This is a genomic window from Mesorhizobium sp. SP-1A (genome assembly GCF_032460275.1).
GTDB lineage: Bacteria > Pseudomonadota > Alphaproteobacteria > Rhizobiales > Rhizobiaceae > Mesorhizobium.
Map to the genome: position 1 here is coordinate 428690 of NZ_JAVXZD010000001.1, position 17315 is coordinate 446004.

A 17315-nucleotide genomic window follows, 5' to 3' on the forward strand; every position below is an offset into this window, starting at 1 on the left:
CTCCCGTGAAGGTCGCCGGTCAGAGGCGCTTGCCCGTCTCGGCGTCGAAAAGATGCACCTGGTCGAGGCGCGGTTTCAGGCGCAGCGCATCTCCGGGGCGGATGTGATGCCGCTGCCGGAACAGGGCGACGATCTCGCTCTCGCCGAGACGCGAGAACACCAGTGTCTCCGATCCGGTCGGCTCCACCACCGACACCTTGGTTTCGATGCCGTCGTCGGCCAATTCCAGATGCTCCGGACGGATGCCGTAAACGACCGCGCGGCCCGGCTCGACCGCTGTTGCGGCCGGAAGCGGGAACGCCTGCCCTTCGATCTCAACGGCGGGCTGGACGCCCCCGCCCTTGGTCATGCCTCTAAGAAGATTCATCGACGGAGAGCCGATGAAGCCCGCCACGAAAAGGTTCGCCGGCCTGTCGAACAGTTCGAGCGGCGCGCCGATCTGCTCTATATGGCCGTCGCGCATCACCACGATGCGGTCGGCCATGGTCATGGCCTCGATCTGGTCGTGGGTGACGTAGATGGTGGTGGTCTTCAGCCGCTGGTGCAGTTCCTTGATCTCGGTGCGCATCTGCACGCGCAGCTTGGCGTCCAGGTTGGACAGCGGCTCGTCGAACAGGAACACCTGCGGATTGCGCACGATGGCGCGCCCCATGGCCACGCGCTGGCGCTGGCCGCCGGAAAGCTGGCGCGGATAGCGCTTCAGGTAAGGCGTCAGGTCCAGTATGTCGGCGGCCCGCTTCACCCGCTCCGCCACGACGGCGGGGTCGGTCTTCCTGAGCTTGAGCGCGAACGCCATGTTCTGCTCCACCGTCTTGTGCGGGTAGAGCGCATAGCTCTGGAACACCATGGCGATGTCGCGCTTGGCGGGGGGCAGGTGGTTGACCACCCGCTCGCCGATGGCGATCGTGCCGGACGAGACCGCCTCGAGCCCCGCGATCATGCGCAGGAGCGTGGATTTCCCGCAGCCGGACGGCCCCACGAGAACCACGAACTCGCCGTCGGGGATATCGACGCTGACGTCGTGAAGGACCTTCACCGGCCCGAAGGCCTTTGCTGCATTCCTGATCGCGACCTGAGCCATGTCCTCCCCTTGCGGCCCTCCTGCCGACCCTTTGCGGGCCTGTTTGGCGACGAAGCTATCCAAGGCCTGCGGTCAGGGCAAGATCGTACCTTATAGATAAAAAACTTCCTCGTTGACACGGCATCTGGTTGCGCGAATAGTATCGCGATCTTGGCATTGGGACGGCAGTCGAAAAAGGCGGAAACAACCGCAGCCGTCATCGATCGTAGGGGAGCGGTCGCACGAGATCACGCGGATAATTCGAAGAAATAACGACTGGTGTCCTGGGAGGAACAGACATGAAGGTCAGCCTATACAACCAGCTTGTGCGCGCGGGCGCCACGCGCCGCGACGTGCTCAAGGGCGCCGCCTCGATGGCGGCCCTTGCCGCGGCGTCCGGCGCGGGCCTCGGGGCCTTGACGCGCGAAGCGCGGGCGCAAGACGACATCCGCAAGCAGATCCTGCAGATTCCCGGCGTCGGCAAGGGCCAGCCCACCGATGCCGACTTCCAGAAGGTCGGCGAGTTGTGCCTCGGCGCCACCAAGGCCGCCGTCAAGCAGGGCGAGTTCGCCGGCGTCGAGCTGACGTTCATGGGCCTCAACAACCAGAACCTGCACAACGTGCTGTTCCGCGGCTTCCTGAAGCCGTGGGAAGCCTATACGGGCGCCAAGATCAACTGGATCGACCTGGCGCAGGCCGACTACAACGCGCGCCTCCAGCAATCCATCGCCACCGGCACCATCGACTTCGACATTCTCGAGATGGGCGCGCCCTTCGAGGGCGATGTCTGCGGCAAGGGCCTTGCCTCGGAGATGCCCGACTGGGTGAAGAAGCAGATCGATTTTGACGACCTGGTCAGCTATCTCAAGCCGCCGGTCGGTACCTGGGACGGCAAGCAGTACCGCGTCACGGTGGACGGCGACGCGCACAATTTCAACTACCGCACCGATGTCTTCGCCGACGCCGACCTCGCCAAGGCGTGGAAGGAGGACGGCGGCGAAAAGGCCGGCCTCGCCGAATGGGGCGTGCCCAAGACCTGGCAGCAGGTGCAGGCCGTCACCAAGTTCCTCAAGGGCAAGCAGATGAAGGGGCAGGACGTCTACGGCTATCTGGACGCGCCCAAGCCCTGGGGCGGTTTCGGCTTCTATTTCCTCGGCAGCCGCGCCACCGCCTATGTGAAGCACCCCGACGACAAGGCCTGGCTGTTCGACGCCGACACGATGAAGCCGCGCATCAACAATCCAGGCTGGGTGCGCGCCATCCAGGATGTGATCGACGCGCTGCCTTCGGAGCCGCCGGACCAGATCAACGCCGATCCCAACACCACCGCCTTCCAGCAGTTCCTCGCCGGCACCGGCTCCATGGTCGTGTGGTGGGGCGATGTCGGCTCCAACGTCAAGACCAACGATTCGTCGGTGGTGGGCGACGTGACCGGCTTTTCCATCCTGCCGGGGTCCGACGACGTCTACAACGCCAAGGAAGCCAAGTGGGAGAAGCTGGCGAGCGGCCCGAACTTCGCGCCGAACTGCGCCTATCTCGGCTGGGGCGTCTACGTCATGGCGCGGGTGGATTCCGACGAGAAGAAGCACAAGGCCGCCTGGTCGGCGGCTGCGCATCTCGGCGGCAAGGACCTCTCCATCTGGACGGCGATGTATCCGTCCGGCTTCCAGCCCTATCGCAACAGCCAGTTCAATATCCCCGAATGGGTCGAGGCCGGCTATGACGAGGCGTTCATCACGTCCTACCTGAAGTCGGAGCAGGACAGCTACAACCATCCGAACGCGGCGATCGAGCCCCGCATCCCCGGCATCTTCCAGTACTATTCGGTCGCCGAGGACGAGCTGGCCAAGATCTTCGCCGGGCAGGTGGATGCGCAGAAGGGCGCCGACAACATCGCCGCCGCCTGGGAAAAACTGACCGACCAGATCGGGCGCGACAAGCAGGTAAAGCTCTACAAGGCCTCGCTCGGCCTGTAGCCTGCAACGATCCGGCGTCCGGCGGGCTTGCCCGCCGGACGTCAATCCCAGTCCTTGCGAACGGACGAATGCGTGGCTGAGCGGACTTCGACTGCCGATGATTGGGCTGCTGGCGCGGCATTCGACCCGGTTTCATCCGGCCGCAAGCGCGTTGGCAAGCTTTTGATCGTGCTGGCCTCCGTTCTTTTGGCGGCGGCGATCGTCACGCAGCTTCTTCATATCTACGGCGCGGCCGAATTCGGCTTCGATACCTGGCGGCCGATCGTCTATGCCTATGTCGTCTGGGGCGTGGCGCTCGGAGCCAGCCAGGTGCTGATACGCGGCGAGGACGGCCACCGGGCGCTGTTCCTTTTGCCGGCGCTGCTGTTCACCATCGCCATGGTGATCTTCCCGACGCTGTTCGGCTTCTATATCGCGCTGACCGACTGGAACCTGAGTTCGTTCTCCGGCCGCAAGTTCAACGGGCTGGCCAATTTCTGGCAGATGCTGGGCGACCCGTACTATCGCAACGCCCTGTTCAACATGGTGCTCTACGTGCTGGCCGTGCTGGTCGAGTACGTCATCGCCTTCGGCCTGGCGCTGCTGCTGAACGCCCAGATCCGCGCGCGCAAGTTCTTCCGCGTGGTGTTCCTCCTGCCCTTGATGCTGTCGCCGGTCGCCGTGTCCTGGATGATCGGCAAATCGCTGATGGAATACCGCTTCGGGCCTGCGGCGACTCTGGCCCGGTATCTCGGCTGGGACAATCCGGCCTTCTTCTCGAACCCGATCACGGCGCGCATCTCGATCATGATCCTGGATGCCTGGACCTTCATCCCCTTCATGATGATCATGCTGCTGGCCGGCCTGCAGGCCATGTCGCGCGAGGTGCTGGAAGCCGCCAAGGTGGACGGCGCCAACGCATGGCAGACGTTCTGGCAGGTTACCTTTCCGCTGATGCTGCCGGTTTCGCTGACGGCGATCATCCTGCGCATCATCTTCAAGCTGAAGCTGGCCGACATCATCATCACCGTCACCTCAGGCGGGCCTGGCGGCGCGACGGATTCGGTCACCTCCTTCATCTACCGCGAATATCGCGACCGCTCGAATGTCGGCTACGGCACCATGCTGGCGATGGTCTACCTGATCCTGATCATCATCTTCGTGACGCTGCTGCTGAAGGTCGCGAACCGTTTCGTCCGCAACGTGAACTGACCGGCAATGAGCGTCCAGACCACCGAATACGCCCCCGCCGAAGTCCGCTCCCCGGCAGCCTTCTTCGCCAGCAGGGTGTTCATCTACGGCGCTCTGCTGTTTTGGGCCTTCGTCTGCCTGTTCCCGGTCTACTGGACGGTCACGACGTCGTTCAAGACGGCGGTGGATGTCACGCAGGGCCATCTGGTGCCCTTCGTCGATTTCATGCCGGACTGGAAAGGCTGGCGTTCGCTCGGCCTGTCGCCGGACTCGATCGGCCAGACCTCCACGGTGCGCGAGGAATTCCTCAAGCGCTTCCTGAATTCGGTCATCACCTCGGTCGGCGCATCGAGCCTCGCCATCGTCATCGGCAGTCTCGCCGCCTATGGGCTGACCCGGTTCCGTTACAAGTTCCTGTTCTTCAAGAACGAGGACATCTCCTTCTTCTTCCTGTCGCAGCTCATCCTGCCGCCGGTCGTGCTCGCCTTGCCGATGCTGGTCCTCTACAAGGAACTGGCCATGCTCGACACGCGCATCGGCCTGATCCTGCTCTACACGCTGATGGTGCTGCCCATCGTCATCTGGATCATGCGCGACCAGTTCAATTCGATCCCGGTCGAACTGGAGGAGGCGGCGCTGGTCGACGGCCTGTCGATCTGGGGCGCCTTCTTCCGCATCGTGGTGCCGATCGCGTTGCCCGGCATGGTGGCGGCCTTCATCCTGGCGCTGGTGCTGTGCTGGAACGAATATTTCTTCGCCGCCCTGCTGACCTCCACCGACGCCAAGACCATCCCCGTCATGGTCGCCAGCCAGACCGGATCGCAGGGCATCAACTGGTGGTCCATGGCGGCACTGGCCACCGCAGCCATCGCGCCGCTCGCTGTCATCGGCATCGCGCTGGAGCGCTATCTCATCATGGGCATGACGGCCGGCGCGGTGAAATAGGCGATCTCACCGCTTCGGCGGAGCCAGGATCTGCCGCAGATGCGCCAGGATCATGTCGCGGCCCCGTGTGCCGAGTTCCGCCGAAGCGTCCTTCGCCGTTTGCGTGTACCAGCCCGTATTGTCGGCGAAGCGGTCCATGTCCACGGCTTCAGGGCAAAGCGCCAGCATCAGCGAGGTCTCGCCGATGCCGGCATGGTCGAATGGATATTCGGTGAGCGTCGTTCCGGTCGGCATCAGCGGATGCACCTGCACCCAGTTGAACGGGTTTTCGCCCTCGGCGTGCTCGGCGTAATAGTCGGCCATGTTCTGGCTGCCCCACCAGCCTTCGCCGCGTTCGCGCTCCAGAAAGCGGAATATCGCCTGCCTGCCGGCGGTCTTGAAGGCCAGGTCGGTCGGCATGCCGGCCACGAAATTCTCGGTCTGGTGGTGGATGATGGCATGGATGTTGCGGAACCCGATCCTGAGCAGCGAGAAGAACAGCTCCTCGGCGAAGGGGGCGAGCGCGTTGCCGCTCACCTGGACCGATCCGCTGCCCTCGGGCGCGGCCACGGCATAGCTCGCCGCGCCGTAGTAGAAGGGCGGCAGTATGACGATGTCCGCTTCCTGCTCGAACAGGTCGAGCATCTTCACCACGGCCAGCGTGTCCATGCCGACGCCCATATGCTCGCCGTGATATTCCAGCACGCCGAGCGGCAGCACCGTCGGCCAGTTCTCCGCGATCGCGCGGCGGATCTGATGCGGCAGCATCGTTTCGTAACGCATCGGGCTACTCCATGTTGGTGTGGCGCGCGCGCATGGCCTCGGCATCGACGCCGAGCATCGCCTTCAGCTTCAGCACCATCACCTCGAAAAGTACGAACAACGCACCTTCATAGACCGATCCCATCGGCAGGACAGAGGTGCGTGCGGGTCCCCGGTCGTCGGCCATGGTCTGCGCCGGGACGAGCAGCGTGAAATCGGCAAGCCGCGCGGCGGCGCTTTCGGCCTGCGCGGTGACCAGCAGGATTTTGGCCCCGGCTTCATGCGCAATCTTCATCAGCGCCAGCATGGTCGCCAGTTCGCCGGGACCGGCCGTGACAAGGAATATGTCGCCGGGGCCGAGCGGCGGCATGGTCACGTCGCCCACCAAGGCAACCGGCATGCCGAGATGGAAGAGCCGCATGGCGAAGCCCTTCATCTGAAGAAGCTCGCGCCCGCACCCGGCCGCGCCGATGCGCCGGGCGCCTGTGAGCATGCGGCAGGCTTCGTCGATCGCGCCATCGTCCATGCGCCCCAGCACGTCACCCAGTTCGCGCAACGCCGCCTCGAAGGGCTTTTCCTCGCGCGTCATCGATCTCGCTCCCGTCATTTGTCTGAATTTTTGCCCGGGCTCTTCCCCGAAGGACTTGTTTTCGTTCATGGTAGCAACGCGCAAAAATCCTGTCCAACGTTCGAGCGACTCCTGGGAGGCAGCATGAAGACACGGCATTTCGAGCGCATCGGCAATGGCGGCGTCGCCTTCACCGAACTGGGTTTCGGCACGGCGCCGCTCGGCAATCTTTACCGCGCCATCTCGGACGAGGAGGCGCAAGCGACACTGGAGGCGGCATGGGCGGCCGGCTGCCGCTATTTCGATACCGCGCCGCTCTATGGGCTCGGCCTGTCGGAAACGCGGCTGAACCGTTTCCTGCGTGGCCGCAGCCGCGATGATTACGTGCTGTCGTCCAAGGTCGGCCGGTTGCTGAAGGTCTGTCCGCCCGATCAGCGCACCGGCATCGGCAAGTTCTTCGACACGCCTTCGCGCCGGGAGGTCTACGACTATGGCTATGACGGCGTGATGCGCTCCTTCGAGGCGTCTCTCGAACGGCTCGGCGTCGACCGTATCGACATATTGTTCGGGCATGACCTGGATACCTTCAACCACGGCAGCAGAGAGGCCGCGCTGGCCCGCATCGACGAGTTCATGCGCTCGGGCTACTACGCGCTGCTGTCGCTGCGCGACCAGGGCGTCATCAAGGCGTTCGGCGCGGGCATCAACGAGTGGCAGGCGGCGCAGGCGCTGGCCGACCGGGGTGATTTCGACCTGTTCCTGCTGGCCGGACGCTATACGCTGCTGGAACAGGAGGCGCTGGAGAGCTTCCTGCCGCTGTGCGAAAAGCGCGGCATCGGCATCGTTCTCGGCGGGCCCTATAATTCGGGCATCCTGGCGACCGGGCCGAAGCCGGGGGCGTTCTACAACTATTCCGAGGCGCCGCAGGAAGTGCTCGACAAGGTCGCCCGCATCGAGGCGGCATGCCGGGGTCATGGCGTGCGGCTGATCGAGGCCGCCCTGCGCTTCCCGCTGCTCCATCCCGCGGTGGTATCGGTGATCCCCGGCGGCCAGAGCCCGCGCGAGGTGGAGGACAATGCCGCGCTTCTCAGCGCCGATCCGCCCCGCGCCCTTTGGGAGGATTTGAAGAAGGAAGACTTGATGCGGACGGACGCCCCGACCGGCTAGGCGCGGTCTCGCGGATCGTCGTCCAGGAGAATGCGCTCGGCGCTGCCGTCCATGTCTTCATACTGGCCGCTGCGCAGCGCCCACAGGAAGCCGCCGAGCCCCAGCCCTCCCAGGAACAGCGCCACCGGGATGAGGAAGATGAGGTTGTTCATTCCGCCGGCCTCAGCGCGCCTGCATTTCGCCGCTCGCGGGCCGGCTTCCGGCGTGCGAAAAGATCGCCGCGCTCTGAAAGCCGCATCGCGTTCGCGATGACCACGATGGAAGAGCCCGACATCGCTATGGCCGCGATCAGCGGCGTGACGTGGCCGAGGATGGCGATCGGCACGGCCACCGCATTATAGGCCACGGCGAAGGCGAGGTTCTGGCGGATCAGCCGTCCCGCCTTCCCGGAAACGTCGAGCGCCAGCGGCACGGCAACCAGGCTCTCGCGCAGGAAGACGAAATCCGCCGCGTTGCGGCCGACGTCGGCGGCCGTCGCCGGCGCCATGGAGACGTAAGCGGCGGCGAGCGCCGGCGCATCGTTCAGGCCGTCGCCAACCATCAGCGTCTTGCGGCCGTCGGCGGCAAATGCCCCGAGCCAGGCGGACTTTTCGCCGGGCAGCATGCCGGCCTCGAAATCGGCGATGCCCAGCCGCCCTGCGACAGCCTCGGCGCTGCCGCGCGTGTCGCCCGTCAGCATCGCGACATGGATGCCGTGTTCGTCGAGGTCGGCCACGGCCTCCGCGGCTCCCGGGCGTATGCGGTCCTCGCTGGCGAAGGCGCCCTGAAACCTGCCGTCGCATGAGAGCACTGTGCCGGCATGGCCGGTGTCGTCCGCCAGCGCCCATTCGGACCGGCCGAGCCGCCACACCGTGCCGCCGGATTCGCCCTCCAGCCCGCAGCCCGGCACTTCCCGCACGGCGTCGAAACGGATGGCGGCGTCCATGCCCTTGCCGGCCTCGGCAACCGCGCGCGCGACGGGATGGCGTGAATTGGCGGCAAGCGAGGCGGCTATGGCCAGCGCCTTCGGCTCGATCCGTTCGACCTCGGTGAGGCGCGGCGTGCCCATCGTCAGCGTGCCGGTCTTGTCGAAGGCGGCGGTGTCGATCTCCGCCAGCCGCTCCATGGCCGAGCCGTCCTTGACCATGATGCCGTTTTCGAACAGGCGGCGGGCCGCGACGACCTGCACGATCGGCACGGCCAGTCCCAGCGCGCAGGGGCAGGTAATGATCAGCACGGCGATCGCGATGGTGATGGCGCGGTGCCAGTCGCCGCTTGCGATCATCCAGCCGATGAAGGTGAGCAGCGCCGTCAGGTGCACGACGGGCGAATAGAGCGCGGATGCGCGATCAGCGATGCGGCGGTAGCGCGCCCGTCCGCCCTCTGCGGCCTCCATCAGCCGCACCATTTCGGCCAGGAAGGAATCCTCGGCGCGCGCGACGGCCTCCACCGTTAGCGCGCCGGTCAGGTTCATGGTGCCGGCACGCAGCAGCGTGCCCGCCTGCGCGCGCTGCGGCTCGCTCTCGCCGCTGACCAGCGAGCAGTCGATCTCCGACAGGCCGTTGACCACGCGCGCGTCGACCGGCACCCGCTCGCCGGCGGCCACCAGCAGCATGGTGCCCGTCCCGATCTCGTCGGCGGGCACATAGTCCCGCGTGCCGTCCGGCCGGATCACGGTCGCGCCGCGCGCGGCCAGCCGGCGCAGGCCGCTTACCGCGACGCGGGCGCGCTCGCGCATGACGTGGTCGAGCGTGCGGCCGATCAGCAGGAAGAACAGCAGCGAGACCGAGGCGTCGAAATAGGCGTGCTCGCCGTGGGTCATCGTCTCGTAGAGGCTCATGCCATAGGCGAGGCTGATGCCGAGCGCGATGGGCACGTCCATGTTCATGCGGCCGTGCCGCAACGCGTTCCAGGCCGAGCGGAAGTAGATGCGGCCGGCGAAGGCAAGCGCGGGTATGGCGATCAGCGCCGAGATCCAGTGGAACAGGTCGCGGGTGGCCGCGTCCGCGCCGGACCACACCGACACCGAAAGCAGCATGATGTTGCCTGCGGCGAAGCCCGACACCGCGACGGCGCGGATCAGCTCGGACAGGACCGGGTCGCGGCCGTCGTCCTGTGCCGCGTCGAAGAGATGCGCTTCGTAGCCCAGCCGGTCGAGCGTGGCGATCAGCGGCGGTATCTCGCCCTCGCGCCAGCGCACGGCGACCCGCCGGGTGGAAAGGTTCAGCCGCGCGTCCTCCACGCCGGGCAGTTTCGCCAGCGCGGTCTCGATCTTGCGGATGCAGGCGCCGCAATGCGCCCCGGGCACGTTGAGATAGACCTGGAGCAGGCCGGGCCCGGCCGGGCGGCTGGCCAGCCGGATTTCGTCCTTGGAGGGCTCGGAAAGCCGGTCGAGATCGAGCGCGGCTTCGGCGGCTGGTCCGCAGCAGGTCATTCCACCGCCCCGTTCCTGACGAGCACGCGTTCGACCTGCCGATAGGGGGTGTCGCGCCCGACATCGGCATCGATCTCGACGATCCAGGCCCCGTCGCGCACGGTCTCGTTCGACTGGAAGGCGCCGTCCGCGCCCTTTTCGAGCTGAAGCGTGCGATCGTGCGCTTCATAGGCCGGATGGCGGAAGGCCATCGTCACCGCGCGCGGGACGATCCGGTTGCCGCTCGCATCGGAGAGTTCGTAGCGGATCGAGCCCTTGGCCAGCGTGAGCGCGCCCTTCCAGCGAAGCGCCGCCTGCGCGCGGCCTTCCTCGGCCTTGCGGTTGAACTGCTGGCTGGCGACATAGGTGTTCTCGACCACCAGCCCCGTCCAGCTCGTGCGCGCGAAGGTCGCCATCGTCAGGTTGACGGCGATCACCACGCCGAAGAAGGCGACCATGACGAACAGCATGTGCCAGCCGGTGAATTCGCCAGAGGTGCTGCGGCGGTTCATTTCAGTGTCTCCGGAGCGTGGAAGATGGCGACGTAGGAAGCGGTTTCCGTGCCCCCGGCGTCCCGGACCAGGAAGCGGAAATTGACGTCGCCGGCCTTCACCAGCCTGCGCGGCTGGCGCACATAGATCTTGACCGACTTCAGCATGTCCGGCTCCGCCTGGATGGTGAGTTCGGTGCCTTCTGCCCTGCCGCCGACGGCCGTCATCACGGCTCCGGGCAGCCCGTCTATGGCGACGGCCAGCGTGCGGGGCTCCGGGACCATGTTGAGCAGCTTGACGGTGAAGCCGTTGCGGATCGAACCGTCCGACAGCGTCACATATTGCGGGTTGCGGTCGTGCAGCACGTTCACCTGCAGGCGCTCGCGCGTCATCAGCCCATAGAGCAGCGCCAGCCCCATAAGCGACCATGCCGCCATGTAGATGAAGGTGCGCGGCCGGAAGATCTTGCCGAGATGGAAGTCGGCGACCTTGCCGGAAAGCCGGCCGTCGGCGCCCCGCACCAGGGCCGGGTCGACGGCATGGCTGCCGTTGCCGGTGGCCAGCGCCATGTTGGCGTTGTAGTCGTTCAGTGTGGCGTAGGCGATCAGGCCGCGTTCCTTGCCGATCTTGTCCATGACGCCGTCGCAGGCGTCGATGCAGAGCGCGCAGGTGATGCATTCGAGCTGCTGGCCGTCGCGGATGTCGATGCCCATCGGACACACCGCCACGCAGGCGTTGCAATCCACGCAATCGCCCACCTTCTCGCCTGCGGCGGCCGCTTTCTTGGCATGGCGCGAACGTGGCTCGCCGCGCCAGTCGTTGTAGGTGACGGTCAGCGAGTTCTCGTCCAGCATCGCGGCCTGGATGCGCGGCCACGGGCACATATAGGTGCAGACCTGCTCCCGCATCAGCCCGCCGAAAATGTAGGTGGTGGCGGTCAGGATGCCGATGGTCATGTAGGCCACCGACGGCGCCTCGCCGCTCACGACTTCCTTGAACAGGGTGGGCGCGTCGGCGAAATAGAAGATCCACGCGCCTCCCGTCGCGACCGCGATCAGCAGCCAGGCGGCATGCTTGGACACGCGCTGGGCCAGCTTGCGCGGGCTCCAGCGAGCGGCCTCCAGCTTGATGCGGGCGTTGCGGTCGCCCTCGATGGCGCGTTCCACGACCAGGAACAGGTCCACCCAGACGGTCTGCGGGCAGGTGTAGCCGCACCAGGCGCGGCCCACGGTGGAGGTGATCAGAAAAAGCCCGATGCCCGCCATCATCAGCAGGCCGGCGACATAGTAGAATTCCTGCGGCCAGATCTCGATGAAGAAGAAATAGAAGCGCCGGTTGGCGAGATCGACCAGCACCGCCTGGTCCGGCGCGTAGGGACCGCGATCCCAGCGCAGCCATGGGGTGAGATAATAGATGCCGAGCGTGATCGCCATGACGATCCACTTGAAGCGGCGGAAGCGCCCGGAGGCGCGCTTGGGAAAGATCTTCTTGCGCGCCGCATAGAGCGGCTGGCGCCGGGCGGCGGAATTCACCGCCTCCGCTTCGAGCGTTTCTACTTCGTTCGTGTCGAGCATGATCGTTTCCACCAGTTGGCCTGCTTGTGGGGCTGCGGCCGTGCGCTCGCCTTGATTCAGGTCAAGAATCCCGCACGGCGCCCCAGGGAATGGCGGCCCTGGCAACGGCTGCGGCAAAAAGTCGAGGCTCGCCTGGTGGGGGCGAGCCTCGTCGCTGGATGGGGGAGAGGATCGGACGGGCCGTTAAGCCCTATTTTCCACCACCCAGCGAATGCACGAACACGGCAAGTTCCTTGACCTTCACGTCGCCGAGGCGCGCGCCCCAGGCCGGCATCACCCCCAGCTTCGGCTGGCGTACCTGGGCGGCGATCGCATCCTCGCCCTTGCCGTAAAGCCAGATGCCGTCGGTCAGGTTCGGCGCACCCAGCTCGGGATTGCCCTTGGCGTCCTCGCCGTGGCAGGAGGCGCAATTGTCGGCGAAGATCTGCTTGCCGGGCGCCACCATCGCCTGGTCGCGAACCGCACCCGAAAGGCTGGCCACGAAAGCGCTGACCTCGGTGATCTGCTGCGGCTCCAGTATCTCGCTGAACGCGGGCATATCGGAAACGTGGGTGTCGGGATCGGTGTTGAAGCGCACGCCATGCGTGACGGTCTTGTAGATCTGCTCGGGCGATCCGCCCCAGAGCCAGTCATCGTCGTTGAGGTTCGGGAAGCCCTTCGAGCCCTCCGCGCCCGACCCGTGGCACTGCACGCAATTGACGCGGAACGCCGCACCGCCGGCAGCGACGGCGAATTCGCGCAAGGAATCGTCGCCCTCGATCTCGGTGACCGACTTGGCCTTCACGGCCTCGACATATTTGTCCTTGGCCGCCTCGGCCGCGGCCAGCTCGGTCTTGACCGCGCCGCGGCTCGAAAAGCCGAGGACGCCCTTGGTCGCCGAGGTCAGCATCGGCCAGGCCGGATAGGCGATGGTATAGGCCAGCGCCCAGACGATGGTCGCGTAGAACGTCCACAGCCACCAGCGCGGCATGGGATTGTCCAGTTCCTGGATGCCGTCCCATTCGTGTCCGGTCGTGGCGACGCCGGAGATTTCGTCGATCTTCTTGTCGCTCATTTCTTGTCGTCCTCAAGCGGGATGCGGGCGGCTTCCTTGGCGCTGCTGCTCGCGCCGGGGCGAAAAGCGAACAGGACCGCGCCGACGAAAAACAGCGTCATGGCCAGCAGCCCCCAGCTGTCGGCGAACTGACGCATCATGGTGTAGGTTTCCATCACCAGCTCCTAGCGGTAGCCGGCGGCTTCGTCGTAGGTCGAGAAGTCGACCAGCGTGCCGAGCATCTGCAGATAGGCCACCAGCGCATCCATCTCGGTCACCTTCTGCGGGTTGCCGTCGAAGTCGCCGATCTTTGCCTTCGGATAGCGCTTCTCAAGTTCGGAGGTGTCGGCGTTGGGATCGGCCTGGGCCATCAGGTCGGCCTCGGCGCTGTCGATCATCTCCTTGTTGTAGGGAACGCCGACATCGACATTGGCCACGAGCTGGGTGGAGAAGCCCTTCGGATCGATCGGGTTGTTCTTGAGGAAGGCGTAGCTCGGCATGATCGATTCCGGCACCACCGAGCGAGGGTCGCTCAGGTGCTGGACGTGCCATTCGTTGGAATAGCGGTCGCCGACGCGGGCGAGGTCCGGCCCGGTGCGCTTGGAACCCCACTGGAACGGATGATCGTACATGGATTCCGCCGCGAGGCTGTAGTGGCCGTAACGTTCCACCTCGTCGCGGAAGGGCCGGATCATCTGGCTGTGGCACAGATAGCAGCCTTCGCGGATGTAGATGTTGCGTCCCGCCAGTTCGAGCGGCGAATAGGGCCGCATGCCTTCCACCTTCTCGATCGTGTTCTGGAGGTAGAAGAGCGGCGCGATCTCGACGATGCCGCCGACGGTGACGACCAGCAGCGAGCCGACCAGCAGCGCCGTCGCGTTGCGTTCCAGGATTGCGTGTTTGTCCATCAAGGCCATTGGGGTCTGCTCCTATTCGGCCGGCTGCGGGGCGGGCTGCTTGCCGCCCACAGGGGTTTCTTCGCGCTGGAAGCCGCGAATGGTCATCGTCACGTTCCAGGCCATGAGGATGGCTCCGGTCAGGTAGAGACCGCCGCCGAAGGCGCGCATGATGTAGTAGGGGTGCATGGCCGCGACGGATTCGGCGAAGGAGAAGACCAGGAAGCCCTGCTCGTCGTATTCGCGCCACATCAGGCCCTGCTGGATGCCCGACACCCACATCGAAGCCGCGTAGATGACGATGCCGAGCGTCGCCAGCCAGAAGTGCCAGTTGACCATGCGGATCGAGTAGAGCCGCTCGCGGTTCCACAGGCGCGGCACCAGGAAGTAGACGGCGCCGAAGCTGATCAGGCCGTTCCAGCCCAGCGCGCCGGAATGCACGTGGCCGATGGTCCAGTCGGTGTAGTGCGACAGCGAGTTGACCGCCTTGATCGACATCATCGGCCCCTCGAAGGTGGCCATGCCGTAGAAGGCGACCGCCATTACCATCATGCGCACGATGGGGTCGGTGCGCAGCTTGTCCCACGCGCCCGACAGCGTCATCAGGCCGTTGATCATGCCGCCCCAGGACGGCATCCACAGCATGATCGAGAACACCATGCCCAGCGTCTGCGCCCAGTCGGGCAGGGCGGTGTAGTGCAGATGGTGCGGGCCGGCCCAGATGTAGAGGAAGATCAGCGACCAGAAGTGGATGATCGACAGCCGGTAGGAATAGATCGGGCGGTTCACCTGCTTGGGAATGAAGTAGTACATCATGCCCAGGAAGCCCGCGGTGAGGAAGAAGCCGACGGCGTTGTGGCCGTACCACCACTGCGTCAGCGCGTCCTGCACGCCGGAGAACAGCGAATAGCTCTTGGAGCCGAGGAAGGACGCCGGCACCGCCAGGTTGTTCACCACATGCAGCATGGCGATGGTGACGATGAACGACAGGTAGAACCAGTTGGCGACGTAGATGTGCGGTTCCTTGCGCTTGAAGATGGTGCCGAGGAAAACCGCCAGATAGGCCACCCACACGACGGTCAGCCAGAGGTCGACATACCATTCCGGCTCGGCATATTCGCGGCTCTGGGTGATGCCGAGCAGATAGCCGGTCGCCGCCATGACGATGAAGAGCTGGTAACCCCAGAACACGAACCAGGCGAGGTTGCCGCCGAACAGGCGCGCGCGGCAGGTGCGCTGCACCACATAGAAGGAGGTGGCCATCAGCGCGTTGCCGCCGAAGGCGAAGATCACCGCCGAAGTGTGCAGGGGCCGCATGCGGCCGAAATTGAACCAGGGCTGCACGTTGAGGTCGGGGAAGGCGAGCTGGAGCGCGATCACGACGCCCACCAGCAGGCCGACCACCGCCCAGAATACGGTGGCGATGGTGCCGTAGCGCACCGGCCCGTCCATATAGGCGTGAGGATCGGGCGCCTGCTGCGGTGCGAACCGCACGTTGCGCATGAGAACGATCGTGCCGCCGGCCAGCACGAAGAACAGCACCCACATATGGGCGCGGAACGGCGCATCGACGCCCAGGCCGGCACCGGCGAGTGCGAGAAAGGCTGCGATGCACAGCAGTGTGATTTCGATTCCGTATCTCATCGGATGACCCCGCGACTCTCCGTATGGCCGCTGCTCGCGGCCTTGCCGGAAGCCATCACGCACGGCGCGGGCCGGCGCCTTGATCCATGTCAACTCGGCGGGGTTTACCGGGGGTGTGCTGCGCGGATGCCTCGGGCAGCCGCTGCGTCAGCGGGCGATGATCGGCCCCGCCTTGCGGCCGGTCATCCGCTCGATGCAGGAAGCGGTGCGGGCCACGCCCTGCGCGATCCGGTCGGCGGGGATCGAGGAATAGGCCATGCGGAAATAGCGGCAGGGACCGTCGTCATAGGCGAAGAAGGGGAAGCCGGTTTCGATCAGCACCCCTTCCTTGCGCAATTCATGCATCAGCGCCGTGGCGTCCAGCCCTTCGGGTCCTTCGATCCAGAAGGCGCTGCCGCCGAAATCCGCGGCTCCGGCCACCTTCAGCCCCTCGCGTTCGAGCGCGCCGGCCATCACCTCGTGCCGTTTCTGGTATTCGGTGCGCATGCGGTGCACGACCGCGTCGTAGTGACCGAGCGCCAGGAAGTACGAGACGATGCGCTGGAGATGGCCGGGCGGGTGCCTGAGCATCAGCGCCCGGAGCGCGCGGGCTTCGCGGATCACCGGTGCGGGCGCGGCCAGATAGCCGAGCCGCAGGCCGGGAAACAGCGATTTCGAGAAGCTTCCGACATAGAGCACCCGCCCGTTGCGGTCGAGCGACTTCAGGGCGGGCGAGGGCGGCTTGAGGAAGCTCATCTCGAACTCGTAATCGTCCTCGACGATGACGAAATCCTCCTCCTCCGCCTTCTGCAGCAGGTCCTGGCGCCGCTGCATCGGCATGGTGGCGGCGGTCGGCGCATGATGGCTGGGCGTGACGAACACGACGTCTGTCGACGCCGGCAGGTTCGACGGGGGCAAGCCTTCCTTGTCGACATCGACAGCCACGACATCCGCGCCGCTCAGGCGCAGTGCGGCCGAAAGGTCCGGGTGGCAGGGGTTCTCGCAGACGGCGGTCGAGCCCTGCTTGAGCAGCAACTGGATCGCCAGCCAGATGGCGTTCTGCGCGCCCACCGTCACGAGGATTTCGTCCGGCTGCGCGCGAATGCCCCGGCTGGGCAGGGTACGGGTGCAGATGTAGTTGACGAGCTGCACGTCGTCGGCGGCGGCGAAGTCGCCGGCCATCAGTTCGAAATCCTCCTTGGCCAAGGCGCGCCGCGCGCAGTCGCGCCAGGCGGTGAGGTCGAAAAGCGTCGGATCCATCTGGCCGTAGAGGAAGGGATAGGGATAGCGCCGCCAGTCCAGCGGCTTGTGGATAGGCTTGGCGATGGAGAACTTCGCCCTGATCTTGGAGCGCCAGTCCACGGCGCCTTCGGCGTCGAAGACGTCGCTCGTTTCCAGCCCGGTCAGCGGCGGCGCGCCGGCGACCAGATAGGCGCTGCGCCCCTTCGCTTCCAGATATCCCTGCGAAGCGAGTTCCTGGTAGGCCAGCGTCACCGTGATGCGCGAAATGTTGAGGTATTCGGCCAGCCGGCGCGTGGAAGGCAGCCGCGCGCCGGGGAACAGCCGCCCCGACAATATGGCCGACACCAGCGTTTCGCGGATCTGGCTTTGCAGGCTGGTCCTGAGCGACCGGTCCACGAAGAAGATCGTCTCGGATGCCGTATGCGGTTCCAATGGTT

Annotated in this window: 16 protein-coding genes; 4 read left to right on the forward strand and 12 right to left on the reverse strand. The window is 65.6% G+C overall.

Going from position 1 to position 17315, the window contains the following annotated elements; translation table 11 throughout:
- Positions 1-19 precede the first annotated feature (19 nt).
- Positions 20-1081 carry a sn-glycerol-3-phosphate ABC transporter ATP-binding protein UgpC gene (locus QU595_RS01995; protein ID WP_315918602.1) on the reverse strand — a complete coding sequence of 354 codons (1062 nt, stop codon included), beginning with the start codon at positions 1079-1081 and terminating at the stop codon, positions 20-22.
- 278 nt (positions 1082-1359) lie between these two features.
- Here QU595_RS01995 and QU595_RS02000 point away from each other — a divergent pair, with 278 nt between their 5' ends.
- The 3 genes from QU595_RS02000 to QU595_RS02010 all read left to right on the forward strand — a co-directional run bounded on the left by QU595_RS02000 (position 1360) and on the right by QU595_RS02010 (position 5151).
- Positions 1360-3036: a sugar ABC transporter substrate-binding protein gene (locus QU595_RS02000; protein ID WP_315918603.1), complete on the forward strand. Its 1677-nt coding sequence runs from the start codon at positions 1360-1362 to the stop codon at positions 3034-3036.
- 72 nt (positions 3037-3108) lie between these two features.
- Positions 3109-4227 carry a sugar ABC transporter permease gene (locus tag QU595_RS02005; RefSeq protein ID WP_315918604.1) on the forward strand — a complete coding sequence of 373 codons (1119 nt, stop codon included), beginning with the start codon at positions 3109-3111 and terminating at the stop codon, positions 4225-4227.
- Between the two features lie 6 nt (positions 4228-4233).
- Positions 4234-5151, forward strand: a complete 918-nt coding sequence (locus tag QU595_RS02010) for a carbohydrate ABC transporter permease (RefSeq protein WP_315918605.1) — start codon at positions 4234-4236, stop codon at positions 5149-5151.
- A gap of 6 nt (positions 5152-5157) precedes the next feature.
- Here the strand turns inward: QU595_RS02010 and QU595_RS02015 are convergent, their stop codons facing one another.
- Positions 5158-5913, reverse strand: a complete 756-nt coding sequence (locus tag QU595_RS02015) for a creatininase family protein (protein WP_315918606.1) — start codon at positions 5911-5913, stop codon at positions 5158-5160.
- Between the two features lie 4 nt (positions 5914-5917).
- Complete coding sequence (locus QU595_RS02020; protein ID WP_315918607.1) at positions 5918-6481, reverse strand: SIS domain-containing protein; 564 nt, start codon at positions 6479-6481, stop codon at positions 5918-5920.
- A 123-nt stretch (positions 6482-6604) separates the two neighbouring features.
- Between QU595_RS02020 and QU595_RS02025 the strand changes: the two genes are divergently transcribed.
- Positions 6605-7627, forward strand: coding sequence for an aldo/keto reductase (locus tag QU595_RS02025; protein WP_315918608.1), 1023 nt, complete (start codon positions 6605-6607; stop codon positions 7625-7627).
- On the opposite strand, the gene ccoS is transcribed toward QU595_RS02025, so the two are convergent.
- The 9 genes from ccoS to QU595_RS02070 all read right to left on the reverse strand — a co-directional run bounded on the left by ccoS (position 7624) and on the right by QU595_RS02070 (position 17310).
- On the reverse strand, positions 7624-7779 hold the full coding sequence (gene ccoS, locus QU595_RS02030) for a cbb3-type cytochrome oxidase assembly protein CcoS (RefSeq protein WP_315918609.1): 156 nt from the start codon (positions 7777-7779) through the stop codon (positions 7624-7626). The two genes, QU595_RS02025 and ccoS, sit on opposite strands and share 4 nt — an antisense overlap.
- Complete coding sequence (locus QU595_RS02035; protein WP_315918610.1) at positions 7776-10040, reverse strand: cation-translocating P-type ATPase; 2265 nt, start codon at positions 10038-10040, stop codon at positions 7776-7778. The genes ccoS and QU595_RS02035 overlap by 4 nt, the downstream gene beginning before the upstream one ends.
- Entirely contained in the window at positions 10037-10531 is a 495-nt protein-coding gene (locus QU595_RS02040; protein ID WP_315918611.1) for a FixH family protein, read from the reverse strand. The genes QU595_RS02035 and QU595_RS02040 overlap by 4 nt, the downstream gene beginning before the upstream one ends.
- Positions 10528-12084 carry a cytochrome c oxidase accessory protein CcoG gene (ccoG, locus tag QU595_RS02045; protein WP_315918612.1) on the reverse strand — a complete coding sequence of 519 codons (1557 nt, stop codon included), beginning with the start codon at positions 12082-12084 and terminating at the stop codon, positions 10528-10530. Before ccoG ends, QU595_RS02040 begins: the two co-directional genes overlap by 4 nt.
- Positions 12085-12274: 190 nt before the next feature.
- On the reverse strand, positions 12275-13138 hold the full coding sequence (ccoP, locus tag QU595_RS02050; protein ID WP_315918613.1) for a cytochrome-c oxidase, cbb3-type subunit III: 864 nt from the start codon (positions 13136-13138) through the stop codon (positions 12275-12277).
- Positions 13135-13293, reverse strand: a complete 159-nt coding sequence (locus tag QU595_RS02055) for a cbb3-type cytochrome c oxidase subunit 3 (RefSeq protein WP_315918614.1) — start codon at positions 13291-13293, stop codon at positions 13135-13137. Before QU595_RS02055 ends, ccoP begins: the two co-directional genes overlap by 4 nt.
- A gap of 9 nt (positions 13294-13302) precedes the next feature.
- Positions 13303-14034, reverse strand: coding sequence for a cytochrome-c oxidase, cbb3-type subunit II (ccoO, locus tag QU595_RS02060; RefSeq protein WP_315918615.1), 732 nt, complete (start codon positions 14032-14034; stop codon positions 13303-13305).
- A gap of 12 nt (positions 14035-14046) precedes the next feature.
- Positions 14047-15657 carry a cytochrome-c oxidase, cbb3-type subunit I gene (gene ccoN / locus QU595_RS02065; RefSeq protein WP_315918616.1) on the reverse strand — a complete coding sequence of 537 codons (1611 nt, stop codon included), beginning with the start codon at positions 15655-15657 and terminating at the stop codon, positions 14047-14049.
- A gap of 147 nt (positions 15658-15804) precedes the next feature.
- Positions 15805-17310 carry a PLP-dependent aminotransferase family protein gene (locus QU595_RS02070; RefSeq protein ID WP_315918617.1) on the reverse strand — a complete coding sequence of 502 codons (1506 nt, stop codon included), beginning with the start codon at positions 17308-17310 and terminating at the stop codon, positions 15805-15807.
- Positions 17311-17315 lie beyond the last annotated feature (5 nt).